Source organism: Stenomitos rutilans (genome assembly GCF_059505485.1).
The window spans coordinates 1-23,999 of sequence record NZ_JCACKR010000012.1 but is presented as its reverse complement, the minus strand read 5'-3'; the positions used below and the strand labels follow the sequence as shown (position 1 = coordinate 23,999).

Here is a 23,999-nt window from a genome sequence, read left to right as displayed (position 1 = left end):
GCTTTAAGGGCTGCTACCTGCGGTTACAGGTCTACGGGTCAGACTTGGTATCGCGATCAGATGCTGCTTCAGTCAACGGTAAGTAGGCGTTGGCCTCTCCAAAAGTTTCAGGCCACGGCTGCGTGGAGGCATGGAGTGGTGTCGCATCACCATCTAGCTGTGGTGGGAAAGAGACGACATCTTCTAGGGTTGGTGTTACCACGCTGTTTCCTAGATTCTGAAGTGCCTGGAGCGCTTCCGTTGCTGACTGATAGCGGTGTCTGAAATCGTAGCGCACCATGTTGCTGAGCACTTCTGCAAGAGCATAACTGACTTGTGCTCGGTGTTTCCAAGAAATTTCACCTGTATTCTTGTCCTGAATGAGCTGACCCGGTGACAAGCCCGTCAGCGCTTGAATGCCAACCATGCCCACAGCGTACACATCACTGTTGAATCGGGGGTTGCCAGCACACTGCTCGTTGGGCATGTATCCCTGAGTGCCAATGCCAACCGTGAACCCTGTGCGGCGATCGTCTTCGGTGATTTGGCTAATTTCTTTGACTGCTCCAAAGTCAATAAGAACGAGCTTGCCATCAGAGCGTCGTCGGATAACATTATTTGGCTTGATATCCCGATGAATCACGTTGTGACTATGAACAAATTCTAAAATGGACAGCAGTTCTTGTAGAATTGCTACCACTCGAAACTCCGGCGCTTGCCTGCCAAGTGACAGTTCGCTGCTTAAGGGTTGCCCTGGAATAAACTCTTGAGCTAAATAAAACTCCTGATCTTCCTCAAAGTAAGCCAGTAACTGCGGAATTTGGTCGTGCCTGCCCAACTTCTCAAGCGTTTCTGCTTCCTGCTGAAAGAGCCGTTGTGCCAGATGAAAAAGCTTGGGATTGTTGCTGTTAGGTCGAAGTTGTTTCACGACGCACGTTGGATTGCCGGGTCGTTGGGTGTCTTCAGCTACGTAAGTTTCTCCAAAGCCACCTGAACCCAGAACTTTTTTGATGGTGTAGCGACCGGCTAGCGTTTTGCCAAACATTTCTTGCTCTCGATACTCAGGCAGCAGATCCTTCAAATCATCTTGTTCGCTCTTGCTAATGATTTCTTGAATCAGGGGAGAGCCAGCATAGCTTTTCATCGTGCGACGAAGCTTGAATTTCTCACTCGCAATGCCAATGAATAGATACGCAGTACCGCTAAGCGCGATCGCGCTCATGGGCACTGCCGCTGGTAAAACCAATCGCTTTTGGGTAAACACAAAATAGGTGATGCTGCCCCAGACGAGTACGAGACCCATTGCAGCCGCAAAGCGCCGTAAGGAACGCTTGGCCCTACTTTGAAGGTAACCGGCCACCATGACAACCACAAACACAAAAACACCTTGAAGTGGGGCGCTTGAGATGGCGTCTGCGATCGACCTGTCCTCTAGCAGAGTGGCGATCGCGTTGGCGTTAATTTCGACCCCTGACATGGGGTGGCGATACAGAAAGCTGTCTGAAAACGGTGCTGCGTGAAAATCTTGCGATAGCCCAAAAGTCGGGCCAATCAGCACAATTTTGTCCTTGAACTCACCGCTTTTGACTAACCGATCCCAACTGTCGGGATCTAGCACTTGCCAGAATGGAATTTGCTTAAACGTGCCTGCGGGGCCGTAGAAAAACATATTCTCGCCATGCGGCGCAGGATACATGCGCTGAGACGTTCGCATGGTGGCTTCTGCAAAGGATGCCATGAAGGTTTGAGAGCCAATCAACCACTCTTGGGGTGGCTTGGAGGCGTTGGTTTGTTCCACCTGGCGGGCAAAGCGACTGCCAAGCGCATGAATGCGACTGTTGGGTTCAACTGGATAGTTAATCAAACCAACCGACATCGGCCTGGTTTGAAACAGATCATTTGGCCCTACAAGCTGGGTCAAAATGCCCTGCGGAGTCGTGGTGTCTTCATACTTAGCAGCCAGGGTGACACGTCCAGCATACCGCTGTAGCGCTTGCTGAAACGCTCGATCGCCCTCGTCATAACTGCTGGGAGAATCAAAAATCAAATCGACTGCCACCGTGCGAGCGCCCGCTGCCATGAGACGGTCAATTGCACGTGCATACGCAACTCGGCTCCAGGGCCAGGTTTGCAACGGTTCCAAAAACGCATATTTTTGGGGATCGAGCGGATAGACTTTCGTGCCTTGCGAAAGCGAATCTTCATCGATCGCCAGAACGACGACATCTTTAGGGGGGGGGACGGGGCCTCGTAATTCAAAGAACAGGGTTTGCACCTGTCGTTCGAGCAGTTGCGCTAAATTTGATTGGCTGGTGGTGAGCAAGGCCGCCGCGATCGCCACTGCTCCCACAACGAGATGCCCAAAACCGCTTGGCTGTGGAGTATGTAGCCGCGACTTCAGTGTGTTCGTGAGGCGTTTAGTGGTAGAAGGCGTCTTAACAGTCAGCGGTTCCGTTTGGGGCAACGGCAGATTTTTAGCCATCTTGCAGGGTTACATAGGGGACTTTCAAATCAACGCACCCAACTGATAGAGCATTTGAGCCATGCTTCCATTAGGATCTATTTTATGCGATCGTTCAACGAGCGGCTCTTCCCTCCAGCTCTAATGGTTGGCTTGTGTACGCCTTTAAACAAAGGCAGGACTTACGCAAATTCTCTAAAACTAGCCCCTCAGCCCCCAAATTTAGGGGGCGACTGCGTAAGTCCTAAAAGGGCTTTTTAATTTTCTTAATATTCTCTACTATAGGAATGAGGCTTTTGAGTTGAGATGTCTGTTGAATTGAGATGTTTGCCGAGTTGGCATGTCTGTGTAGTAGCTAGTGCCACGTTTGTTGCGCTTCGAGTCGTTTGCGCGTTCATTCACTTCTATTATTGTTGTTTAGAGCTAGGCGTTGTTTGAAGTTCATTCACCACCCAGCACTGGGTTGTTGGTCAAAGTTGATTCATGGATGAGCGAGTACAAAAGCTATTGTCGCAATGGGGCATTGCCTCGCGCCGTCAAGCAGAGCAAATGATTTTGGCCGGGCGCGTGCAGCTCAATGGCACGATCGCCCAACTGGGGCAGAAAGCGAATCCTGTGGTCGATCGCGTTGCAGTGGATGGTGTTGTGATTCGGCCAGCACAACGGCCTGCCTCCATTTACCTTCTCATGCACAAACCTGCGGGCGTACTGTCTACCTGTACCGATCCTTGGCGACGTACCACCGTTTTGGATCTCCTTCCTCCGTCCCTGTCAGAAGGGCAAGGTATTCATCCAGTCGGACGCTTGGACGCAGATTCTACTGGAGCACTGCTATTGACGAATGATGGAGCGCTGACGTTCTATCTCACCCATCCTCGGCACCATATTCCCAAAACCTATGAAGTTTGGGTAGAGGGGTACCCCACAGAGTCAGTTTTACAGCAGTGGCGACAAGGGGTGGTGCTGTCTGGTCGTTGCACATTACCCACTAAAGTCACTGTTCTTAAAGACTCTCCCCATCGTAAAACACTGTTGCAGGTCGTTTTGACCGAAGGCAGAAATCGTCAAATTCGGCGTGTGGCAGAGCAGCTGGGTTATCCTGTCTTACAACTGCATCGCACTGCGATCGGCCCGATTCAACTGCACGCTTCGGGTACAAACCAATTAGCAAGTGGTCAACATCGCCCGCTGAAAGATTCAGAGATCCGTTTCTTGAACGCTCAACTTAACCTAACATCAGAAGGGGAGACTGTGACGCGCGAGGAGTACAGCCGATGAGTAACCAAATGGTTCAGATCAGCCTGGAGCAGGCAGAGAGGCTCAAAGAGTTGGGCTACCACTTGCAACAGTTTCGTCAGAAGCAGCGAATTTCGTTAGATACGGTCGCGTCTAAAACGCTAATTCCAGTCCGACTGTTGTCAGCGATCGAAACTGGCAACGTCGAACAATTACCGGAGCCAGTATATATTCAGGGCTTTATTCGTCGCTATGCCGATGCGATCGGCATGAATGGCATGGAACTAGCAAGTGCGTTCCCGGCCCAAACTGATTTGAAGGTGCCCCGATCATCATGGCGAGGGACCGTTCAGGCGCAACTGCGTCCTTTGCACCTCTACCTGATCTATATGGCACTGGTGATTGGTGCCGTCAGCGGGTTGTCCTTCCTCTTGAACCGTTCTTCCACTCCACAGATGGCGGGGTTAGATAAAACGGCAAAGCCTGTGCAAATTAATACGGCTGCTGTCACGTCCTCACCAAACGGCCCCGCAAACATCACGCAGCCTGATTCTTCATCTACTACAGGAAGTAACTCAACCCCTCTCCCCATGACCTCGCCGATGCCGCAGAAGTCAGTACGCGTCGGTCTCACGATGACCTCGCAGTCCTGGGTTCGCATTGTCGTCGATGGCAAAACCGATTTTGAAGGTGTTTTGTCGGAAGGGACTCAACGAGAGTGGGAAGCTGACAAGCAGTTGATCCTACGCGCTGGGAATGCGGGTGGAGTAATGGTAAGCCTGAACAACGGTACAGCTAAGCGGCTCGGAGAACCGGGTGCCGTTGAAGAGGTTACCTTTGGGGCAAATGCAGCACAACGACTTGAATCCTCATCTGAAACGCTGACTGCCTCCAAGCCAAGCTCGTTTTGAGCTCCCGCGACTGTATAGCAGTTTTCAATTCAGCTAGCCAGATTTCGTTAAGACGGGTACCGGGTATAGAGGGCAGGGCCACGACGTGAGCGCTCAGCTGAGCGGTGCGGTGAATGTAAGTGAAACTGGCTGACTTAGAAACCAAAACGCCGCAGAAGCAGGCACTTTGCAAGACCTTCTGCTCTAAGTCGTCTTCCAAACTTCCCTTCAAGGATTAAGGCATCAGCCCAGACCTTGAAGCTGCTGGATAGAAATTTTATGAACGGTAATTTACAGAGACTGCTGGCACATTTTAAGGTCATTGACGCACGAAGCCTGCCTATTCTGATCCCTGGCCTCCATCAACCAACAGAACGATCGCAGTGAGGCAGAAATCTCAGCTTCGCCGCGATCGCCTCTTAGCTAGCTCTCATAATTGCTCGTTATCATAAAGGAACGTAAAGCGGTTGAACACGCACTGTTGAACACACATTGGAGTTGAATCTCATGGCAATCTTTGGCCTTGGTAAAAAACTGTCGCTTCCCACTCCTGAAGAAGCATTGCCAGGACGAACGGAGCCAATGCCAGTACCTGCCAAGCATTTCGTGAGCGGCAATCCGCTACAGCCTCCCTACCAAAGCGGCCTTGAAGTAGCCGTCTTTGGCTTAGGCTGTTTTTGGGGCGCAGAGCGCAAGTTTTGGCAGCAAAACGGCGTTTTCTCAACGGCTGTTGGCTATGCAGGCGGCAGCACCCCAAACCCCACCTATCAGGAAGTCTGTTCTGGTCGTACAGGGCATAACGAGGTGGTGCAGGTGATCTTTGACCCGAAAGTCATTAGCTACGAAACACTGCTAAAAGTCTTTTGGGAAAGCCACGATCCGACGCAGGGGATGAGGCAGGGCAACGATGTGGGTACTCAGTACCGGTCTGGCATCTACGTTTACTCTGACCAGCAGCGCAGACTGGCAGAAGCATCGCGTGCAGCTTACCAGCAAGCGTTAAATACTTCAGGCTACGGTGAAATCACCACCGAAATCCTGGATGCGCCTCCCTTCTACTATGCGGAAGGGTACCATCAGCAGTATCTAGCCAAAAACCCGAATGGCTACTGCGGGCTGGGTGGGACAAATGTTTCTTGCCCGATCGGAGTAGCAACGGCATAGAAGCAATTTAGCAGTCAGCGGTCAGCAGTCAGCTTAAGACTCTAGGCTGACCGCTTATTCAGGGCACTGTATCGCCTACGATTCAGCAGCGTTGACCCAAACATGCATTTCGTTGAGTGTGAGCGGGCCATATTGGGTTGCCAACGCGACATCGGTGGCATCTCGCCCATAGGCGATCGCAATGCGATTGCCGCGCGGTTCTGGCTGGGTAGCGTCAAAGGTAAACCAGCGGCCCTCAGCAGTGCCATCGGGATTACCCAGATAAGCTTCAAACCAGGCATGGAGATCCATTGGGTCTAGCTGATACAAATAGCCCACGACCATTCGTGCTGGAATGCTAAAGCTGCGGCACAGAGCGATGCCTAAATGTGCAAAGTCTCGACAGACGCCAACACGCGCTTTAGCCGTATCTACGGCTGACGTCGAGGCATCGCTCGTGCCGTACTCGTATGCCACATGGGTATGAATCCAGTGGCGAATAGACTCTACTTGCGCGTAGCCAGGTGTGCTGTCGCCAACAATTTCATTCGCTAAGTCGCCCAAGCGATCGACTTCGCAGTAGCGACTGGGCAGCAAAAATTGCAGCACATTTTCTGGTAAGTGCTGAACGGGGACGTAGGGAGCTTCAGGTTCCAGGTCGATCGTGTCGGCCGTTTCCACACACGCGGTCGTGCAAACGCGGAACGCTCCTTTCGGTGTGACTAACCGTTGGCAAAGGTTGCCATAGCTATCGGTGTATTCCAGCACCGGGGTTGTGGGTTTCAGGATGTATTCCTCGCGCACGACCCACTGCCCTGCACCACTGCGCGGTCGCAGCATTAAAATGAGCGGTGTCGGCTCACCCGCTTCAAACAGCAGTTCACATCCTGCATCCAGCCGCATCACTACCTCCAACTACCACCAATTGCGACCCCAAAGTCTGCGTCGTTGCTGCTCGCGCTTTTTAGTCAGGGGCTGACCACGTAAGAGCGCCCAAGTAACCTCATCCACCACGCCATCGTTTCTCAGCTTATGTTCCTGTTGAAAGCCGTGCACGCACGCAAGCGTTGTTGGGCAAAAAACGCCGTTGCGATCGACTGCATAGCCGTTAACGCGCAGCAAGCCCTGCAACTCGGCCACATCGGCTCCTGTATGCCCCCGCCTGAGCAGCCGTGTACCAGGTTGAATAGATGCTTTTAGAGCAGCCCAGGTTTTAGGCCCAACGCATCCATCAATTCGTAACCCGTGCTGCCGCTGAAAGGCTTTGACGGCTGCTTCTGTAATATGACCAAAGTTGCCATCAATTCTCAGGCGGGAGAACCCATGAGCAACGAGTAATTCTTGTAGCTCTGCAACAGCAACTCCGATATCCCACGGATTGACAGTATGACCGCTCATGGCGGCAGGTGCAAGCGTCTGTTCAGCCCATGAATGAGATTCCACCAACTAATGCTCCTTCATGCCCACATAGTTGTTCATTTAGCGCGATCGATTCTAGTCCTGGTGAATGCTTTTAACACACTATCAGGGTTTCAAGATCGAGGCCGCAATGATGGTAACAAAGGCTAGACTTAAGAACGTTACGTACCATTACGCGACTAGTGGTCGTATCGATGTCAGGCTGAACTCACACCTGTTGATCTTGCGCTAAGCCTGATAGAAACGGGTTGGTGCAACGGCAGCTACATTTCATACCATTTCACTCAAAAAATCGTGATCTAAGCGAAGATCATTCAAGTGCAGCCTCAGTCACAGCCCATCGCTCCAAAGGTGTGGAGTTTTATGCAATGAAGAAATTAGTCAGAGGGTTACGAGAATTCCGGGACACCTACTTCTCAACCCACCGAGAACTGTTTGAGCAGTTGTCCCACAAGCAAAAGCCGAGAGTGCTGTTCATTACCTGTTCAGACTCTCGTATTGATCCCACCTTAATTACTCAGGCAGCACCGGGTGAGTTGTTTGTCGTTCGCAATGCTGGCAATATCATTCCACCCTTTGGTGCCACAAACGGTGGTGAAGGAGCCGCTGTTGAATATGCGATTCATGCCCTCAACGTTGAGCAGATTGTCGTCTGTGGGCATTCTCACTGTGGGGCCATGAAGGGTTTGCTGCAATTAGGAAAACTAGAAGAAGAGATGCCGCTTGTTTACGACTGGTTGCGGCATGCCGAAGCAACTCGCCGCCTAGTGAAAGAAAACTATACCGAGTATGAAGGCGAAGAACTGGTAGAGATTGCGATCGCAGAGAACGTCCTGACGCAAATTGAGAATCTTCAAACCTACCCCGTTGTCCATTCCCGGCTGTATCAGGGACGGCTGAAAATCTACGGTTGGGTTTACCACATTGAAACGGGCGAGGTCTTTGCTTACGATGCCGTTGATCAAACCTATGTGCCTCTCCCTCAATTTTTTAGCGAAGAACAAGACGGAACGGCACAGGCAGGAGGCCGCTTTCCATCGCCCGTCGCCTGTGAACTGGCGATGAATTTTAACATTCGCGCCAGCGGAAACGGCCAGGTCGATCAGCCCAATCCAGTAGATGGAACGCAAGATCCAGGTGTGCAGGAATTAGCAGCAGAATTCTGGCTCTCTCCTGAGCAGGCAGAGCGTATTTATCGGGGATCAGCTAACAAGCGATGAGGGGAGATGAGGCGCTGTAGCTGTTAGCAATTAGAAGGCAGTACGGCAGAGGGTAGGAGTCACTACTAAAGCAGTCTGTCGGTTGATGGCTAGCAATTCTTGAGTAGAGGCTGAAACGGTTTACGTGCGATCGTGGGTTGTACGCCTGTTGCTTCAAGAACAGTTTTGACGAGTTTGAAGAAACACTGCTTTCGAGGACCAACTGAAAAGAACAGGTTAACCTTGAGGCATAGCAGGAGACGCTGACTGCTTTCGCATTGGGTGCTGCGACAAAGCAGGATGAATGGAAGTGCGTTTCATTCTTCCAGTCTCTTTGTTCCCGGCACTGGCAGCGCCCTTCTATTGAAGTGGATTTATAGGCTTAAACTTGATAGCGTTCCGCTTCATTCATCGCACAACCAAGGAGAGTGGCATGACTGTTTTCAACTGGCGTAGAGCGATCGCACCGCTTGTGCTATCTGTTTTGCTTTTAGTCACAGGCTGTACCGCGAAAGAACCTTCACCATTCGCGCAGGCACAGCAAGAGAGCACGAAAAAAGGAGCTCAGCCTGCGGTTGCCAAAGATGCAACGCAAGGTAGCAGTTTCAACAAGTTTTTCCCTAAGCCTGGTAATGGCTACGAGCGGGTGTTTACGCAAGAAAAGAAAGGCTTTGCTGAAGCGAAACTCAAGAAAGACGGTAAAGATGTGGCTATGCTAGCGATTTCAGATGCTACGGCTGATGTGACGGCTGGCGTGAGTGCAACTAAAAAGTTTGACAAGAGCACGACCAAGATTGCAGGCTACCCGTCTGTAGATGTGGGTACAACACAGACAGCCGTTTTAGTGGCTAATCGCTATCAGGTGAAAGTGCTGTCGCGCAGTCCTGCCTTTGCTAAAACCGATCGACAGGCATGGATTCAGCGCTTTGACCTCGCTGGACTCGCAAAATTAAAGAAATAACCAACCTCAACTCCAGCAATCAACTCCAAGTACCGCTCTATTTTTTGAGCAAACCTACCTTTAACTTATGAGCAAATCCATTTTTGAGTTGGTCGATGAGCTACCTACTGGTGGCGTGACGGTCATGGCACTGCGATCGATCGATTTTGCTGTACCAGGTCAATGGCAAAACCTGACAGGCTTTACAAATACCATTCGGGAAGTCACGGGTGAAACCGATGAAGCCTTGATTCAGCAAATTGGCGAACGAGCCGTCTATTTATTTAACGATAAATCTCAAGGCTACCAGCGTGCTCTGTGGCTCTACCAAACCGTAGACAGCGCGTCTGGTGCGTTAGGAGCCGCTGCAATGGCAAATAAGGTAGGCCAGGATATTTCCTTTTTGGGCTTCTTAGGAAACCTTACCCCCAAGCCAGAGAAAGCTCAAAGCATTGACCTGACCGTTAAGCTAGTGGTTGAACTCGTTGCCTTTTGCCAAATTAACGGCATTCCAGGGGATAGCATTGGCGACTTCTTGGCTGCACTGGGTGACTATGGCGGCGAATCGCTCATGCGAATGGCAGCACTGGTCTGTTTTGACGGACTGATCCCTCTAGGGCCTGACTTCATCCTGAAAGGCCTGTCAACCATTCAAGGCACCTCTCCGCAAGAACTGGAGCAAAACCAGACATTCAAAGGCGTGAGTGATCTCATTCCTGGTGGTGACTCTGCTGGTAAGTTGGGGTTCATCAACCAGAGCTTCGATTCTGTGAAAGGTTGGATGAGTGACTTTGTGTCGTCACGTGGTTTGACTCAGGACAATGTGCTGGATAATCTGACGAAGTTTGTGGAAGTCTCGAAGGACAAGTTGGACTACGTAGGCGCGTTTCTCGATATTTCGGTCAACTACTACACCCATACAGGCACTCAAACCTTGGCTCGTCGGTTAATTGAGCGTGCGGTGGCAGAGATTTAGCCGTTGTGTAGCCCGATGATTGCTTGCAGATAAAACCAAACCTCAAGGTGGCTGAGGCATCTTTGTGTTCAGTCACCTTTTGTTGTGGTCGTTTAACTGCTTGAAGGAGCGAAGGCGTACCAACGCGGAGCTGATGTGAGGATATGGTTGAATGAGCGATCGCTGTCTAATTGAGCCGACTAACCGATGATTGCAGTCGCCAACCCAGTCGCTCCAAGTTTTGACGCTGTCCGCAAATGACGGTATTTGTATCAGGGCAAAAGATGATGACGCTCTCATGCATGTCAATGGCGCGAACATGGCAATCCGCCAAGTTCTGTCGCGGCTGATCGCACACGACTTTTTGTCCAATTTTCCATTTCATCGCATGTCGCTTTAAGTCTGCTACTCATACAGTAGGCTGAAAAATGTATGTAGACATCCCACCACTGTCAACCATTCGGGTGATTTTTGCTCAACTTAATTTATACCGAGTCTAAACAGCAATCGCTACAGATGAGCGTTGGGTTAGGGGCAGGGCATTGCCTTGCCTCTACTTACACCAAGCAATCGGTCTTATGGCTGGAGTGGCCTTACTGCTGGAGGGCTGACTTACGGTGATTTACTGCTGTCACGCCTGTTGCATCCAGCACTTTACCGTGCTCGACAACTGCGTAGATCAGCCAGTGGTCACCGCATTCCATCAGATTTTGAATGGTGCATTCCAGGTAAGCCAGCGCATCCGTCAGAATTGGACTACCATTCAGTGCTGTTTCAGTGGCGATCGTATCGAACGGATCGTCACCCAGGCTTGGTGGCTTGAGAAAGTGCCGCCGCAGATTTTTGCCCTGCTTAAGAATGTTGAGGACAAAGGGTTCACCCGTATGGGCCAGCAACTCGCCTGTCCGGTCTTTGGCGATCGCGATCGTAAGGCCGGGTGGGTTGAAGCTCGCCTGCGACACCCACGAGGTTAAAACACCAAAGCGTGCGTCATCCTGCTGAGCCGTGAGCACGCAAAGGGAACCAGTCACTCGTCCAACCGCTTGCCCGGTGCGATCGGTCTGCACCTCAGCCGGATTTGAATATGGCGCACGAATACGTTTTTGTTTGCGGAGACTTTGGGCAAATTCCGTTCCTGCGGCCTCGCACTGCTGTAGGGTTTCTTCGGTTGGTTTGAACTTAATCCGCAACGTTTCAAACCCCAACCGATAGCCAGAGTCTTTCAGCTTTTCCTCAATTTGATCCACCGCTTCGCCACTCCAACCGTAGGAACCAAACACGCCCGATAACAGCGTTCTAGGGGCCGTAGACAGAATGATTCCCAGAGCGGTCTGCATTTGTGTCGGTGCATGCCCACCCAACGTGGGAGAGCCAATGATAAAGCCATCGCATTGCTCGATCAAACTGGTTAACTCAGCGGGATCAGCAAATTCGCAGTTCACGCACTCCACATTCACCCCTGTCTGGGCAATGCCTTTAGCGATCGCCTGCCCGATCGTCGCCGTATTGCCGTAAGCAGAGGTATAGAGCAGTGCCACCTTTAAATCTTTTGTCTGCTGCTGTTGGCTCCACTCTCGATAATCGTGGGTCAGGCGGCTCAGGCTGTAGCGCACAATAGGGCCATGCCCTGGTGCATACAGTTTTGGTTTGGCAAGCAGCTCAAACTTATCCAGTGCCGCTTCTACCTGCCGGGTTTGAGCCGCATGAAGACAGTCGAAATAGTAGTGTCGGTCTTCGTCCAACTGCTTCCAGTTTTCGTCCAGCACTGGCTCATCGCAGACATGGGCACCGAAGAATTTGTCCGTAAACAGAGTCCGTGTAGCGGGATCATAGGTGCAAAGGGCATCAGGCCAGCGAGGTGTGGGCACAAACACAAACCGGAGTTCGTGACCCTGCCCCAAATCCAACACTTCATCACCACGAATCGACTTAATCTTGGCAGTCGCTTCCGAAAAGACCGCACGTAGCGCGATCGCTGCTGGCTTTGAGCAAATGACCGTTGCTTTCGGTGCCAATGCCAGCAAACGTTTCAGTGTCGTCATGCGATTAGGGTTCACATGCCCCACAATCACATAGTCCAGCGCTGCCAGATCTGTCTGCTGTTGTAGCTCGGTTAGAAAAATCTCTGTAAACGACTCACCCGGTGGGTCAATGAGTGCTGTCTTGTCTGCCTGAACCAGATATGCATTGGCTGTAGTGCCCTTTTGTCGCCCATACTCCACCTCAAACTTCAGGCGATCCCAGGTGCGCGATCGCAGCACCGTTGTTCCATCCCCAATCTGTGCCACTTGCACATCACGGGGTCTTGTCGCCACGGGCGGTAAAACACTTTCAGCTCCCTCAGCCGCTTCAGTCGCTACCTTCGCGTCAGCATCAGCGATCGCGTCATGTACATCCGTTTCTCGCAACGCGTCAGGGGATGGCGCGAATTTAAAGAAACTGGAAAGAGCCTTTAAGAAGGGATTAGGCGAAGACATGGTAGAAGTGAGGGGGGTAAGGAGGCACGGAGTTTTGAGTTTTGAGTTTGAACCTGGAAGGTCGAGCTTGGAGGTCGGAAGCTTGAGGCTTAAGATCGAACAGCCAAGCTTTGCCCTCGAAGTATCAAGCCTGGAAGTCGAAAAGTTGAGCTTTAGACTCGGAGTATTGAGCCTGAAGGTCGAAAGGTTACGCTTTGAAAGCAGAGTACCAAGCCTGGAAGTCGAAAAGTTGAGCTTTGCACTCGGAATGTCGAGCTTTGAAATCGAAAAGTTGGGCTTTGCAGTCGGACGGCTCTCGGAATGTCACCTTCTAGCCTTTATCTTCTGCCTTTCGTTTTCAATCTTTTAACAACCAAAAACTAAAAACCAACCACTAGTAATGGTTTCCCACTTTCCGATGATGCACAGCCGTCAGTCCATCTTGATTAGAAATGCGTCCGGTATCAACCGTGCTATAGACGATCCAGTGGTCGCTGCACTCCATGCGGCTGGTGACTTGGCATTCCAGATACGCGAGAGCCTCTGCCAGAATGGGTGAGCCGTTCGTTGCAGGGTAGGTTTTAACCCCGACAAAGCGATCGGCACCGGGGGCAAAGCGCTTCAAGAAGTGTCGCATCAAGGGCTGGTAGTTGCCTTCTTCCAGAATGTTGAGGACAAAGCGATCGCCCACATGCATGAAGGATTCGATCGCCCGGTCTTTGGCAACCGCAATGGTGATTCCCAATGGCTCGATGCTGGCCTGAGCGACCCAGGAGGCCAACATGGCACTGGACGCATTACCCTTTTGAGCGGTGATGATGTAAAGCCCACCGCTAAGCCGTCCCAGCGCTTTGTCAAGATCGCCATCCAAGGATTTCATTTGTTTGATGGTGCGATCGCGCGTCAGCCATTGTCCCAAGTCGGTACCCGCTTCATCACAAAGCTGGTAGGTTGCTTCGGTTGGCGCTGACTTCACCAAAATCGGTGGAAAGGCTTCGGTTAAGCCCACATCTTGCAGTTTGTTTCGCAGCAGGTGCACAGAATCATCGTCACCGCCACCGCTTTCAAACAACCCAAACGACTGCTTGGCATGAGTCGCCGCCAGAATGGTACCTAACGAAGCCTTAGCAGTGGGTGCAAAGTCGCCTGTCTGTGGTGGCATGGCAATCACTACCCCCAGCGCGATCATGACCAACTCTCGAATTTCGTGCGGTTCTGCGGTACGCAAGTCCATCTGCTCAACCGCAACGCCCGTTTTGAGGATGCCCTGAGCGATCGAGTGGGCCAACCGTTCCCCTTCGCCGTATTCTGAAACGTAGAATAAGCCAACCGTTTTCACGGCTTTCGCTTGCTCTTGGCTCCAGGTGCGATAGCGCCCAACCAGTTCCTGGAGGTTGTACTGCAACAGAGGGCCGTGCCCGGTGGCAATTGTCACCACTCCTGGCAAATCGCCCATGCGCTTGAGGGCAGAGAGCACCGATCGAGCATTCGGCCCCATCAGGCAGTCGTAGTAGTAGCGGAAGTCGTGCTCAATGAGTTCCAGGTCTTCATCAAAGGTGGAATCATCGCAGTAGTGCATCCCAAAGGCATCGCAGGTAAACAACACCTGTGTTTTGTGGTCGTAGGTAAAGATGGTGTCAGGCCAGTGCAGGTTCGGTGCCGACACAAATTCCAGCAGGTGCCCGTTGCCCAGATCGAGGCGATCGCCATTCTTCACCAGCTTCCGCTCAAACGGTTGATGCACCAGATCTTCAAGGAACTGGATGGCGACCTTTGCCCCAACAACTGTGATGTGGGGAGCCAGCTTCAAAATATCTGCCACTAAACCGCTGTGATCGGGTTCGGTATGGCTAATCACCAAATAATCAATCTCAGCGGGATTAATCAGCCCTTTCAGCGTATCCAGGTACAGCTTGCGAAATTTTTCGTGGGAGGTATCCACCAGAGCAACCTTTTCACCGCGAATCAGAAACGAGTTATAAGTAGTGCCATTGTCGAGGGCAAACTCAATGTCAAACCGCTCCCGATCCCAATCAAGGCAGCGAATGGCAGTGGTATCCGTCTCTCCAGCGCCTTCAGGATGTGCCAATGCAACGGTTTCGAGGGTCAATCGCTGAACACGCTCGGTGAGTGCTACCATACCTGCCTCCCTGTCAAATGACGTTTGGGTTTCTGTAACTTGCTACACCTCTATCTTAATGGAGCCTTGCCATCTGTAAAGTTTTGTTAGGTAAACTTACTCATTAACCAAGCTTATTGATGCGGTTTACGCAACGGGTCTACTAGCCCACATCTCATCTGAAACAACCATTTGAAGCAGCTTGAAGGAGAGTGTTAACAGATGCTTTTTAAAAACTGGGGTTTAGCAGGAAGGCAGCGATCGCCCTTCTCATTTCTTGGCTGAAACGGTAGCAGGGAATTAGGGCGCGATCGGGTTTGCCCAACTATGCTTAAGCGGGCGATCGGGCAATCAACGCTGCAACGCTATCTGCCAGCGATTTAGCGATGTCTGCTTGTTTGTCGTTTCAGATTGCCTTTCTAACAGCGCCTTCAGGTCTGTAAAGCCAGTCTCGACTAAATGTGTCAGGCTGGCGATGTTGCTCGACATCTGAATCAACCGTTCCAGACAGGCGATCGACCGTACCAGATAGATTATCGACCGTACCAGATAAGTGATCGGCCTTCCCAGAGAGATGCTCAACCGTTCCAGAGAAATGTGTGACCGTCTCGGTTAGATGTCCTACCTGATCTGTGAGAATGTCAAGCCTGTCAGTGGGTTTGTGGATGTTGGTCATGGCGATCGGGCTGGGTCAACATCGATTTTTTGTATAGCCTAGATTAGCGTGCAGGCCAGCATTTTGCAGGTAAAATGTCAGAAATCATCCTCGATCGCTCTCCCTATGAGATGGCTGTAAGGGTTGCAGAGACGATAGTGGCGCAATCGGGGACAGATGATACCAATCTGGGTCGTCTGGTGTAGCAATTGGATGGGCGATCGCCGCAAAACTTCAAACAATGTGAAAAAACGCTACTTTCCCTTGAAAAAACGCTATCAATACTGCTTACCCTCGCACGCTAAACTGATCTCCTGCGTAGGGTTCACATTCTCTATGTAGAGAGAATGTTTCACCAGATGTTGAATCATCGAGTATCTGTCAATCTGTCTCGGTTTTCGGTCGATCAAGCAGCTTAGGGGGACGGTGTTTACGAGCCGATGAATCAGGGCACGAAAGCCTTGCTAAATCCGTCCTTAGTCAATAGCTCAAGTCAATGGCTCACTTGATCTCCACTGCTTAACCGCTTCAGACATACCCACTTCAAGCACTGACATTGATTTATGGTAAATTCCACTGCTACGACGCCTGCGACCCGCTTGAGTGCCAAATTGCCGCGCTCATTAAAGCGGTTAGCAGACCTTGCTTACAACTATTGGTGGTGTTGGACGGCTGATCAGGTGTCGCTGTTTGAGACGCTGAACCCCGATGAATGGGAGCGCTGCGGGCATAACCCCGTTGTCCTGCTGGAAGCCATCAGCTACGATCGCCTGACGCAACTGGCGATTGATCCCCAATACATCAAACGCTTAAACGTGGTGATCGAGAAGTTCGATCGCTATATGGCAGCGAACAACACCTGGGCTAGCCGCGTTGCACCCCAAATTTCCAAAGAGCACCCCGTTGCCTACTTCTGCGCCGAGTTTGGCTTACACGAGTCACTTCAGGTATATTCTGGCGGTTTGGGCATTCTCGCTGGGGATCACCTCAAGTCTGCCTCTGACCTCGGTGTGCCGCTGGTGGCGATTGGACTGCTCTACCGCCAGGGCTACTTCCACCAGCGGTTGAATCAAGCAAGCTGGCAAGAAGACTATTACATCGACAACGAGTTCGATCGTCTGCCGCTGGAACTCATGCGGAATGAGCATGGTGATGCCATTACCGTGGAGCTACAGGTGCGTAACCGCATGGTCAAGGTGCAAATCTGGCGCGTGCGAGTGGGACGGGTTGATCTGTATCTATTGGATACAAACCGGGACGATAACGACTCGATCGATCGCTGGCTCACCGGGCACCTCTACGGCGGCAACCAGGAAACTCGGATTGCCCAGGAAGTCATCCTGGGGATCGGCGGTGTACGGGCACTCCAGGCATTGGGGATCGAACCGGGCGTGTATCACCTCAACGAAGGACACGCGGCCTTCTGCCTCCTGGAAGTCTCACGGCTGGAGATTCAGCGCACCAGCAAGTCCTTCTACGACATTGAGGCAGACGTTCGCAAACGCTGCGTCTTCACCACACACACCCCCGTGCCTGCCGGACATGACGTGTTCTCAGCCGATCTCATGGATTCCTTCTTTGCCAGCTATTGGCCTCAGTTGGGTTTATCCCGTGAGCAGTTTCTGGCCCTGGGTGCGCGTCGTCTGGGCGATCCTTGGGAACCGTTTGGCATGACCCCGCTGGCATTGCGTCTGTGCCGTGCTGCCAACGGGGTGAGCGAACTGCACGGACATGTTTCGCGTCAGATGTGGATGGTGCTGTATCCAGAGCGATCGGAAGATAAGGTACCGATCGGCTACATTACCAACGGCGTGCATGCCTCGACCTGGACAGCGGCGCTCATTGGCGATTTGTACAACCAGTATCTGGGTGAAGATTGGGAAACCAAAGCGGTTGATCCCGACGTGTGGGCCAAGGTTGATCAAATCCCCGATGCGGCACTCTGGGAGCGCCACCAAACGCTTAAAGAACGACTGGTCGCACACACCCGCTCGAAGCTGAAAAAAGCGCGTGAAGGTCGTGGCGAACATTGGGATACGATTCAAGCGGCCGATCGGGTGCTTGATCCCACCATTCTTACAATCGGCTTTGCCCGTCGCTTTAGCCCTTACAAACGAGGCGACCTCTTGCTGCGGGATGCCGATCGCGCGCTGGAAATTTTCTCCAGCACCGATCGTCCCGTGCAGATCATTTTCTCTGGCAAAGCACACCCAGCCGATGAAGAAGGTAAGCGCATCATTCAACGCTTGATGGAATGGTGCAAGCAACCGGGCATCTGGAACCGCGTCGCCTTCATTGAAGACTACGACATGCACACCGCACGGAAACTGGTGCAGGGTGTCGATGTGTGGCTTAACAATCCTCGTCGTCCGTTAGAGGCCTCTGGTACCAGCGGTCAAAAAGTCTGCTTTAACGGTGGGCTGAACTGTAGCGTCCTGGATGGTTGGTGGTGCGAAGGCTATCAAGCAGACGCTAATGGTAAGGGTCTGAATGGTTGGGCGATCGGCAAAGATGCCCACACCAGCGACCAGAAGCTTCAGGACGAAATTGACTCGCAGGCGCTTTATGCCCTCCTGCAAGACGAAATCGTACCGCTCTACTACGACCAGGATGAACACGGCGTACCGCACGGTTGGGTCAAAATGATGAAGGCATCGATCAAAACTAACTCTCCTGCCTTCAACACCCATCGGATGATTGCCGATTACGTCACTCAGGTCTATGCGCCCGGTGCAGTGACCGAAGTAGGTCGCAGTTTGGCAAGCGTACCCTCTTAAAAGTTGTTGGTTGTTGGTTGTAAAGCCCATTGGGCATACCAGAAAAGTTGTTAGAGTCTTCTAAAAACCAACAACTAAAAACTAAAAACTGTGACGCATATTTGGGAACTTGATTTTTACCGTCGTCCCCTACAGAATGAGGCTGGCACTCCACTTTGGGAGTTGTTGGTCTGTGATGCTGTAGGGGATTTTCGGTATGCAGCGACGTGTCCGCAAGCCGAAGCGAGTGCTGTATGGCTGCTTGCCCAGTTGCAACCGTTGTTGGAGGCAACCCAGGTACGGCCTGATCGCATCCATGTGTTTCGACCGCAAACCCTCAATTTGTTAGAACCTGTTGCCAAGCAATTGGGCATCCCCATCGAAGCCACTCGACGCACACCAACCCTCAAACGCTGGCTAGAAGCAAAAGCGCGCGAATATTCCATAGAGGCGAACTATACTGGGCAACCGTATCAGCCACTCACGCTAGATAAACTGCCACCTGTCCCTTTATCAGACACACTATGGGGCGATCGCTGGCGGTTTGCGACCTTACCCGCCAGCGATTTGATCGATGGGTTTCGCGATCGCATGATTCCCATACTGTATATGCCCGATTCATTATTACCCCTCAAACTAGGATTAGCCTCTAAGACTCCCATTCCTGGAGTTGTGATTGATGGTGGGCGACAAGCCATGCGACTAGCACTTTGGTTGCAGCAGACGCATCCCGTCTCGCTCAGCTATATTCCCGGCGCACCCGATGGGTTGGTTTTAGAAGCGGGTTTGGTCGATCGCTGGATTCTCACAACCTTTGAGGATACCGAAGTGGCAACGGCTGGGCAAACCTTTGAACAACGCAAACAACTTAGTCAAGGACTCCATTTCTTGCTGGTACAACCCGACGACTCTGGCATGACCTACAGCGGCTTCTGGTTACTGAAACCAGATTGACCAGCCTGAGCAAGGAGCTACTTAACACGATCGTAGACTCGCCCATCAGCATTTTCTGTTCTCAAATGCTCATAATGAGATCCTTGCTAGAGCGAGAATGGTTAAGTCGGTATCCGTATGAGCGCCACGTTGCAGAAGTTGGAAACATGATCCAGGAAGCTATCAACGAGGAAACAAAATCTACAGCTGCAACCGTGATTCGGCGCGTTGCAATTGTAGGCGGCACGCACGGCAATGAACTGACTGGGGTTTACCTTATCAAAAAGTTTGAGCAGTTTCCAACTCTTCTGCATCGATCGAGCTTTGAGGCAATACCCCTCTTAGCCAATCCTGCGGCTGTGGCGATGAATCAGCGCTATGTCGATCGCGATTTAAACCGTTGTTTTGCCCGTGAGGATTTGTCTAATCCTGCCCTGGCAACGTATGAAGACAAACGTGCCAAGGAAATTGCAGCACAGTTAGGGCCAAGAGAGCAGCCCAAGGTTAATGTCATTATTGATCTTCACAGCACCACGTCGAATATGGGTCTGTCGCTTTTACCGTCCAGCAAAGCACCGTTCAATTTGCGCTTAGCTGCCTATTTGAGTAGGCTGCATCCTGAAGTGCGTGTGTGTTGTGGAGAGCAGTGCGATCAGGATGCGCCTCTGCTGCGATCGCTCACACCATTGGGTTGCACGCTTGAAGTGGGTGCGATCGCGCAGGGAGCTTTGGATGCACACTACTTTCAACAAACCGAACAGTTAATTCGTGCCATTCTGGACTATATTGACGCGAACAATAAGGGACAGCCACCGTCTGCGCCCCGCACTTTGACGACCTATCAGGCGATCGCGTCTGTAGATTATCCTCGTAATGCAGCGGGTGAACTGGATGCCATGATCCATCCACAGCTTCAGCATCGGGACTATGAACCGCTCTTTCCTGGGGCACCACTGTTTCTCACATTTACAGGCGAGACGCTACCTTACCCAGGAGAAACCACCGTTTTTCCTGTTTTCATTAACGAAGCGGCTTATTACGAAAAAGGGATTGCAATGGTATTGACTGAAAAACAGGAAATTACAATTCCTGATGGAGCTTAGTCACTCAGCTTTTGTAGGATGTGTTAGCGCGCAGCGTAACGCATTGGCTTCAAGGCTTAGCATGCGTTACGGTTAATGCCTAACACATCCTACAAAAGTCGGTCTTATTTAATTCTTATTCCTTGGGGGCAAAGCACACGGCCGCTCAGGGCTTGAGCAACCCAATGCTTTCCCTTATAACCCCGTTATTCTTCAATCACATCAGCGTCTTCAATGAGATCAACGGTTGCGATCGCATCCACATCAAGCAGAGGCACCTCATCGCTGGCACCAGCGTCTTCACCCGTAGAAGAGGGAACGAGTGCAACCGCCGCGATCGCGTCATCGTCATCCAGACGCTGCACGCGCACCCCAGTAGCAGAGCGCGATTGAGACGAAATGGCATCTACCGACTGGCGAATAATAATCCCCCGGTTTGTCACCATCATCAGTTCAGCACCTTCGTTGACAATGTGGAGAGCAGCAAGACGATCGCCCTTCTTGCGGAACTTTGTGGCAACCAACCCCATGCCCGCACGATTTTGTAAGCGGAACTGAGAAACTGGCACCCGCTTGCCATAGCCACCCATCGTCACGACCAAAATCCACGGGCCAAGCTGACTGCTGACCGCTGACGGCTGATCGCTCTCCCCGTTTTCCCCGTCTGCCAATTCGCCATTGAGTTCTTCGGCTTCTGGCTCTACCTCCGACTCCAGCACCTGCGCCAGATCAGCCACGATTTGACTCGGTAGAATGTCCATCCCAATCAGACGATCGCCCTCGCGGAGAGACATCGATCGCACCCCTCGCGTTGCGCGACCCAGAGGACGAAGTTGCTCATGACTGGCGCGGAAATGAATCGATCGTCCCAAGCTGGAACCAATGATGATGCTGTCATCCACACGTGCACGGCGTACCCAACGGAGTTCATCCCCCTCTTCCAGGGAAATCGCAATCAAGCCATTAGCGCGAATGTTGCTAAACGCCGTCAGCGCTGTCTTTTTGATGTAGCCATTACGGGTTAGCATCACCAAGTATTCATCCTCGCTGAATTCCGTCACTGGAATGAATGCGGTGATTTTCTCCTCACGGGGAATCGGCAGCATTTGCACGATCGGCGTACCTCGTGACGTGCGCGAACCCACCGGAATCTGGTACGCCTTAAGGGCATAAACCACGCCGCGATCGCTGAAAAACAGCACGCTGTCATGATCGCAACAGGTCAGAAAATGCTCAACCCCATCGTCCTCTTTCATTCGAGCACCCGCTTTGCCCCGCGTCGCCCGACTTTGAGACTCAAAGGTGTTCACGGGCATCCGTTTCAAGTAGCCCTGTTCTGTTAACAGAATAACGGCTTTCTCGTTCGCAATCAGATCGATGTCGCCCAGTTCGTCTTCCGATTGCTCGATGATCGTGCGGCGCGGGGTAGCGTGCTTAGCGCGGATCTCCGTGATTTCGGTCACGATAATTTCCAGGATGCGTTCACGCCGTTCTAGAATGTCGCGCAGATCAGCAATCTGGATCTGCAGGTCTTCATGCTCCTGCTGAATCTTTTCAGCTTCTAGAGCCGTCAAGCGGCGAAGCTGCATTTGCAGAATCGCGTCTGCCTGCTGTTCGGATAGTCCGTAGGTGTCGATGAGTTCTTGCTTCGCTGTTGGAGCATCCGCCGCATGACGAATCAGGTTAATAATGGCGTCCAGGTTGCCCAACGCAATCAGCAAGCCCTGCAAGAGATGATCGCGCTCTTCGGCTTTGCGCAGGTAGTAGCGGGTGCGACGCGTAATGGCTTCAATGCGGAAATCTAGAAATACTTCCAGGAAGTGCTTCAGCGTTAACAGCTGCGGTTCACGGTTGACCAGCGCCAGCATGTTGGCACCAAAGTTTGCCTGGAGCGGCGTTTGCTTGTAAAGGTTGTTCAGCACCACACGGGGATAGGCATCGCGCTTGAGTTCGATGACGATGCGCATCCCATCCCGATCGCTCTCGTCTCGAATATCCGAAATGCCCTCCAACCGCTGCTCGTTCACCATTTCGGCGATTTTTTCAATGAGCGCTGCTTTATTGGTCTGGTAGGGCAGTTCGGTAATGATGATGGCTTCTCGATCGGGCCGACCACGATGCTCGATCGTTTCAATTTGCGCCACGCCTCGCATGATGATGGAACCACGCCCCGTCGTATACGCCTCTCGAATGCCAGTCCTACCGAGGATTTGAGCACCCGTTGGAAAATCGGGACCAGGAACATGCTGCATCAATTCCTGATCTGTCAAAGCCGGATTCCGAATGAGTGCGGTTAAACCATCAATCAATTCGCCCAGGTTGTGCGGCGGAATATTCGTCGCCATTCCCACCGCAATACCCGACGACCCATTCAGCAACAGTTGAGGAATGCGGGCAGGCATGACGAGCGGCTCTTGCTGCGACCCGTCGTAGTTGGCACCAAAGTCAACAGTTTCCGCCTCAATATCTTGCAGTAACGCATCCGTGGTGAGCGACTGGAGGCGACATTCGGTGTATCGCATCGCGGCGGGTGGATCGTTGTCTACCGAGCCGAAGTTCCCGTGACCGTTGATGAGGGGCGATCGCATGGAAAAATCTTGCGCCATCCGCACCAACGCATCGTAAACTGCTGTATCGCCGTGAGGATGGTATTTACCGATGACATCCCCCACGACACGCGCGCATTTGCGGAAGGGGCGATCGGGCGATAAGCCCAGTTCGTGCATGGCATACAAAATGCGACGATGCACGGGTTTCAGGCCATCCCTGGCATCGGGAAGCGCTCGCCCCACAATTACGCTCATCGCGTATTCCAGGTAAGATCGAGACATCTCGTTCCGTAAATCGGTGGGAACAATCCGATCCTGGGGGGTATCCTGGGAAAAGGTCATAGTGCGAAAAGCTCCAAAATGCAAGCCAGTAGTCGCTGCCAGAAAAGCGGCTGGCGCTTCCCAACATTCGACGATCGCAGCGTAAAAATGCGATCACTTGTACCGTTCCATTCTATCACTGATCAACCATTTCAGCCGACCCGCGATGCCGAGTAGCTTTCGCTAAAACGCTTGCTGAGAGAGCCTTTCAAACTGCAAGCTTCCCTTCAAGCGGTGAACTCAGGCTGAGACCTGGCTTGAACGTTAAAAAGCGTGCGATCGCCTTGATCTCATCATCTGCTTGTCAGGACGTTGCATGTCACGTCCTGACAAGTTGCATCCGTTAAACTTTGGGGGCAAGCCTTTGTTGGGGCACTTGCAGGAGTGATATACCTACCATAAGTAGCCAGACTTCCCACAACACAAACCCGATCGCGGTGGTTTTCAGTACAGGGATGCCAGCCATGACGGTTGCCAGCAGTTCACTTTGACCCACTAGCAAAAGCGGTACCGTCATCAAGCCAAACCCGATCAGCCACCCAGGAAACAGTCGTGAGGGACGCATGGCTAATCCAATGCCCACCGTTCAACAGGCAAGCAACGTCTGCCCCAGATGTTCACCCAATGCTACGCCACCATACTGATGCACGGCTTGATACACAACGAGACTATCAAACGATTCACAAAAGGTTTGATGGCAAGCAGGACAGCGATAACGTTGATGACCATTGGGCATCGTGCCATGTTTATGGGCTTTAACATGACCACACAGAGGGTATTCCTCCAGTTACTGATCACCTCTACTCTATTAATCCCACATCAGATTGAAGCACTACCAGTCTTGCCTCCTCCAGTGGCTTGATTCTTGCTGCCTGTGTGGGCAAGCATACTGATGCATTCATCGAG

General features: G+C 52.0%; 21 protein-coding genes. 11 read left to right on the top strand and 10 right to left on the bottom strand.

The window, feature by feature from the left end; translation table 11 throughout:
• Positions 1-31: 31 nt before the first annotated feature.
• Positions 32-2,461 carry a CHASE2 domain-containing protein gene (locus tag AC5JLP_RS00595; protein ID WP_496065946.1) on the bottom strand — a complete coding sequence of 810 codons (2,430 nt, stop codon included), beginning with the start codon at positions 2,459-2,461 and terminating at the stop codon, positions 32-34.
• 462 nt (positions 2,462-2,923) lie between these two features.
• Between AC5JLP_RS00595 and AC5JLP_RS00590 the strand changes: the two genes are divergently transcribed.
• The 3 genes from AC5JLP_RS00590 (at position 2,924) to msrA (ending at position 5,730) form a co-directional block, all read left to right on the top strand.
• Complete coding sequence (locus AC5JLP_RS00590; protein WP_496065945.1) at positions 2,924-3,718, top strand: pseudouridine synthase; 795 nt, start codon at positions 2,924-2,926, stop codon at positions 3,716-3,718.
• A complete protein-coding gene (locus AC5JLP_RS00585) occupies positions 3,715-4,587 on the top strand; it encodes a helix-turn-helix domain-containing protein (RefSeq protein ID WP_496065944.1) in 873 nt (290 codons plus the stop codon). The genes AC5JLP_RS00590 and AC5JLP_RS00585 overlap by 4 nt, the downstream gene beginning before the upstream one ends.
• Positions 4,588-5,073: 486 nt before the next feature.
• A complete protein-coding gene (msrA, locus tag AC5JLP_RS00580) occupies positions 5,074-5,730 on the top strand; it encodes a peptide-methionine (S)-S-oxide reductase MsrA (protein ID WP_496065943.1) in 657 nt (218 codons plus the stop codon).
• Between the two features lie 75 nt (positions 5,731-5,805).
• Here the strand turns inward: msrA and AC5JLP_RS00575 are convergent, their stop codons facing one another.
• Both AC5JLP_RS00575 and AC5JLP_RS00570 read right to left on the bottom strand, forming a co-directional pair.
• Positions 5,806-6,612: a transglutaminase domain-containing protein gene (locus AC5JLP_RS00575; protein ID WP_496065942.1), complete on the bottom strand. Its 807-nt coding sequence runs from the start codon at positions 6,610-6,612 to the stop codon at positions 5,806-5,808.
• A gap of 12 nt (positions 6,613-6,624) precedes the next feature.
• The gene (locus AC5JLP_RS00570) at positions 6,625-7,152 is read right to left on the bottom strand and encodes a peptidoglycan-binding domain-containing protein (RefSeq protein WP_496065941.1); all 528 of its coding nucleotides are present in this window, start codon (positions 7,150-7,152) and stop codon (positions 6,625-6,627) included.
• A 344-nt stretch (positions 7,153-7,496) separates the two neighbouring features.
• On the opposite strand from AC5JLP_RS00570, the gene AC5JLP_RS00565 reads away from it, so the two are divergent.
• The 3 genes from AC5JLP_RS00565 (at position 7,497) to AC5JLP_RS00555 (ending at position 10,243) form a co-directional block, all read left to right on the top strand.
• Positions 7,497-8,348: a carbonic anhydrase gene (locus AC5JLP_RS00565; protein ID WP_496065940.1), complete on the top strand. Its 852-nt coding sequence runs from the start codon at positions 7,497-7,499 to the stop codon at positions 8,346-8,348.
• A 412-nt stretch (positions 8,349-8,760) separates the two neighbouring features.
• The gene (locus AC5JLP_RS00560; RefSeq protein WP_496065939.1) at positions 8,761-9,288 is read left to right on the top strand and encodes a hypothetical protein; all 528 of its coding nucleotides are present in this window, start codon (positions 8,761-8,763) and stop codon (positions 9,286-9,288) included.
• A 67-nt stretch (positions 9,289-9,355) separates the two neighbouring features.
• Positions 9,356-10,243, top strand: coding sequence for a hypothetical protein (locus tag AC5JLP_RS00555; protein ID WP_496065938.1), 888 nt, complete (start codon positions 9,356-9,358; stop codon positions 10,241-10,243).
• A gap of 166 nt (positions 10,244-10,409) precedes the next feature.
• On the opposite strand, the gene AC5JLP_RS00550 is transcribed toward AC5JLP_RS00555, so the two are convergent.
• Together AC5JLP_RS00550 and AC5JLP_RS00545 are read right to left on the bottom strand one after the other, a co-directional pair.
• Positions 10,410-10,607 carry a hypothetical protein gene (locus tag AC5JLP_RS00550; RefSeq protein WP_496065937.1) on the bottom strand — a complete coding sequence of 66 codons (198 nt, stop codon included), beginning with the start codon at positions 10,605-10,607 and terminating at the stop codon, positions 10,410-10,412.
• Positions 10,608-10,815: 208 nt separating this feature from the next.
• On the bottom strand, positions 10,816-12,699 hold the full coding sequence (locus tag AC5JLP_RS00545; protein ID WP_496065936.1) for a diflavin flavoprotein: 1,884 nt from the start codon (positions 12,697-12,699) through the stop codon (positions 10,816-10,818).
• On the opposite strand from AC5JLP_RS00545, the gene AC5JLP_RS00540 reads away from it, so the two are divergent.
• Positions 12,698-13,048 (top strand): hypothetical protein, encoded by a 351-nt coding sequence (locus AC5JLP_RS00540; protein ID WP_496065935.1) that lies wholly within the window; start codon positions 12,698-12,700, stop codon positions 13,046-13,048. The two genes, AC5JLP_RS00545 and AC5JLP_RS00540, sit on opposite strands and share 2 nt — an antisense overlap.
• A 24-nt stretch (positions 13,049-13,072) precedes the next feature.
• Here AC5JLP_RS00540 and AC5JLP_RS00535 read toward each other — a convergent pair whose 3' ends face one another.
• Complete coding sequence (locus AC5JLP_RS00535) at positions 13,073-14,818, bottom strand: diflavin flavoprotein (RefSeq protein WP_496065934.1); 1,746 nt, start codon at positions 14,816-14,818, stop codon at positions 13,073-13,075.
• A 385-nt stretch (positions 14,819-15,203) separates the two neighbouring features.
• Positions 15,204-15,473, bottom strand: coding sequence for a hypothetical protein (locus tag AC5JLP_RS00530; protein WP_496065933.1), 270 nt, complete (start codon positions 15,471-15,473; stop codon positions 15,204-15,206).
• Positions 15,474-16,015: 542 nt separating this feature from the next.
• Here AC5JLP_RS00530 and glgP point away from each other — a divergent pair.
• The 3 genes from glgP to AC5JLP_RS00515 all read left to right on the top strand — a co-directional run bounded on the left by glgP (position 16,016) and on the right by AC5JLP_RS00515 (position 20,244).
• The gene (gene glgP / locus AC5JLP_RS00525) at positions 16,016-18,229 is read left to right on the top strand and encodes an alpha-glucan family phosphorylase (RefSeq protein ID WP_496065932.1); all 2,214 of its coding nucleotides are present in this window, start codon (positions 16,016-16,018) and stop codon (positions 18,227-18,229) included.
• 90 nt (positions 18,230-18,319) lie between these two features.
• Complete coding sequence (locus tag AC5JLP_RS00520) at positions 18,320-19,162, top strand: Tab2/Atab2 family RNA-binding protein (RefSeq protein ID WP_496065931.1); 843 nt, start codon at positions 18,320-18,322, stop codon at positions 19,160-19,162.
• Positions 19,163-19,236: 74 nt separating this feature from the next.
• Positions 19,237-20,244, top strand: a complete 1,008-nt coding sequence (locus AC5JLP_RS00515) for an aspartoacylase (protein WP_496065930.1) — start codon at positions 19,237-19,239, stop codon at positions 20,242-20,244.
• A 185-nt stretch (positions 20,245-20,429) separates the two neighbouring features.
• Here AC5JLP_RS00515 and gyrA read toward each other — a convergent pair whose 3' ends face one another.
• Entirely contained in the window at positions 20,430-23,114 is a 2,685-nt protein-coding gene (gene gyrA / locus AC5JLP_RS00510; RefSeq protein ID WP_496065929.1) for a DNA gyrase subunit A, read from the bottom strand.
• An 18-nt stretch (positions 23,115-23,132) separates the two neighbouring features.
• On the opposite strand from gyrA, the gene AC5JLP_RS00505 reads away from it, so the two are divergent.
• Positions 23,133-23,270 carry a hypothetical protein gene (locus AC5JLP_RS00505; RefSeq protein ID WP_496065928.1) on the top strand — a complete coding sequence of 46 codons (138 nt, stop codon included), beginning with the start codon at positions 23,133-23,135 and terminating at the stop codon, positions 23,268-23,270.
• A 166-nt stretch (positions 23,271-23,436) separates the two neighbouring features.
• Here the strand turns inward: AC5JLP_RS00505 and AC5JLP_RS00500 are convergent, their stop codons facing one another.
• Both AC5JLP_RS00500 and AC5JLP_RS00495 read right to left on the bottom strand, forming a co-directional pair.
• Positions 23,437-23,676: a hypothetical protein gene (locus AC5JLP_RS00500; protein WP_496065927.1), complete on the bottom strand. Its 240-nt coding sequence runs from the start codon at positions 23,674-23,676 to the stop codon at positions 23,437-23,439.
• Between the two features lie 3 nt (positions 23,677-23,679).
• Positions 23,680-23,865: an IS1/IS1595 family N-terminal zinc-binding domain-containing protein gene (locus AC5JLP_RS00495; protein ID WP_496066041.1), complete on the bottom strand. Its 186-nt coding sequence runs from the start codon at positions 23,863-23,865 to the stop codon at positions 23,680-23,682.
• Positions 23,866-23,999: the final 134 nt, after the last annotated feature.

Excerpts from the sequence above, each read along its gene's own strand:
- AC5JLP_RS00595 (WP_496065946.1), bottom strand. The coding sequence starts at position 2,461 with ATGGCTAAAAATCTGCCGTTGCCCCAAACGGAACCGCTGACTGTTAAG.
- AC5JLP_RS00590 (WP_496065945.1), top strand. The coding sequence starts at position 2,924 with ATGGATGAGCGAGTACAAAAGCTATTGTCGCAATGGGGCATTGCCTCG.
- AC5JLP_RS00585 (WP_496065944.1), top strand. The coding sequence starts at position 3,715 with ATGAGTAACCAAATGGTTCAGATCAGCCTGGAGCAGGCAGAGAGGCTC.
- msrA (WP_496065943.1), top strand. The coding sequence starts at position 5,074 with ATGGCAATCTTTGGCCTTGGTAAAAAACTGTCGCTTCCCACTCCTGAA.
- AC5JLP_RS00575 (WP_496065942.1), bottom strand. The coding sequence starts at position 6,612 with ATGCGGCTGGATGCAGGATGTGAACTGCTGTTTGAAGCGGGTGAGCCG.
- AC5JLP_RS00565 (WP_496065940.1), top strand. The coding sequence starts at position 7,497 with ATGAAGAAATTAGTCAGAGGGTTACGAGAATTCCGGGACACCTACTTC.
- AC5JLP_RS00560 (WP_496065939.1), top strand. The coding sequence starts at position 8,761 with ATGACTGTTTTCAACTGGCGTAGAGCGATCGCACCGCTTGTGCTATCT.
- AC5JLP_RS00555 (WP_496065938.1), top strand. The coding sequence starts at position 9,356 with ATGAGCAAATCCATTTTTGAGTTGGTCGATGAGCTACCTACTGGTGGC.
- AC5JLP_RS00550 (WP_496065937.1), bottom strand. The coding sequence starts at position 10,607 with ATGAAATGGAAAATTGGACAAAAAGTCGTGTGCGATCAGCCGCGACAG.
- AC5JLP_RS00540 (WP_496065935.1), top strand. The coding sequence starts at position 12,698 with ATGGTAGAAGTGAGGGGGGTAAGGAGGCACGGAGTTTTGAGTTTTGAG.
- AC5JLP_RS00545 (WP_496065936.1), bottom strand. The coding sequence starts at position 12,699 with ATGTCTTCGCCTAATCCCTTCTTAAAGGCTCTTTCCAGTTTCTTTAAA.
- AC5JLP_RS00535 (WP_496065934.1), bottom strand. The coding sequence starts at position 14,818 with ATGGTAGCACTCACCGAGCGTGTTCAGCGATTGACCCTCGAAACCGTT.
- AC5JLP_RS00530 (WP_496065933.1), bottom strand. The coding sequence starts at position 15,473 with ATGACCAACATCCACAAACCCACTGACAGGCTTGACATTCTCACAGAT.
- glgP (WP_496065932.1), top strand. The coding sequence starts at position 16,016 with ATGGTAAATTCCACTGCTACGACGCCTGCGACCCGCTTGAGTGCCAAA.
- AC5JLP_RS00515 (WP_496065930.1), top strand. The coding sequence starts at position 19,237 with ATGAGATCCTTGCTAGAGCGAGAATGGTTAAGTCGGTATCCGTATGAG.
- gyrA (WP_496065929.1), bottom strand. The coding sequence starts at position 23,114 with ATGACCTTTTCCCAGGATACCCCCCAGGATCGGATTGTTCCCACCGAT.
- AC5JLP_RS00505 (WP_496065928.1), top strand. The coding sequence starts at position 23,133 with ATGCAAGCCAGTAGTCGCTGCCAGAAAAGCGGCTGGCGCTTCCCAACA.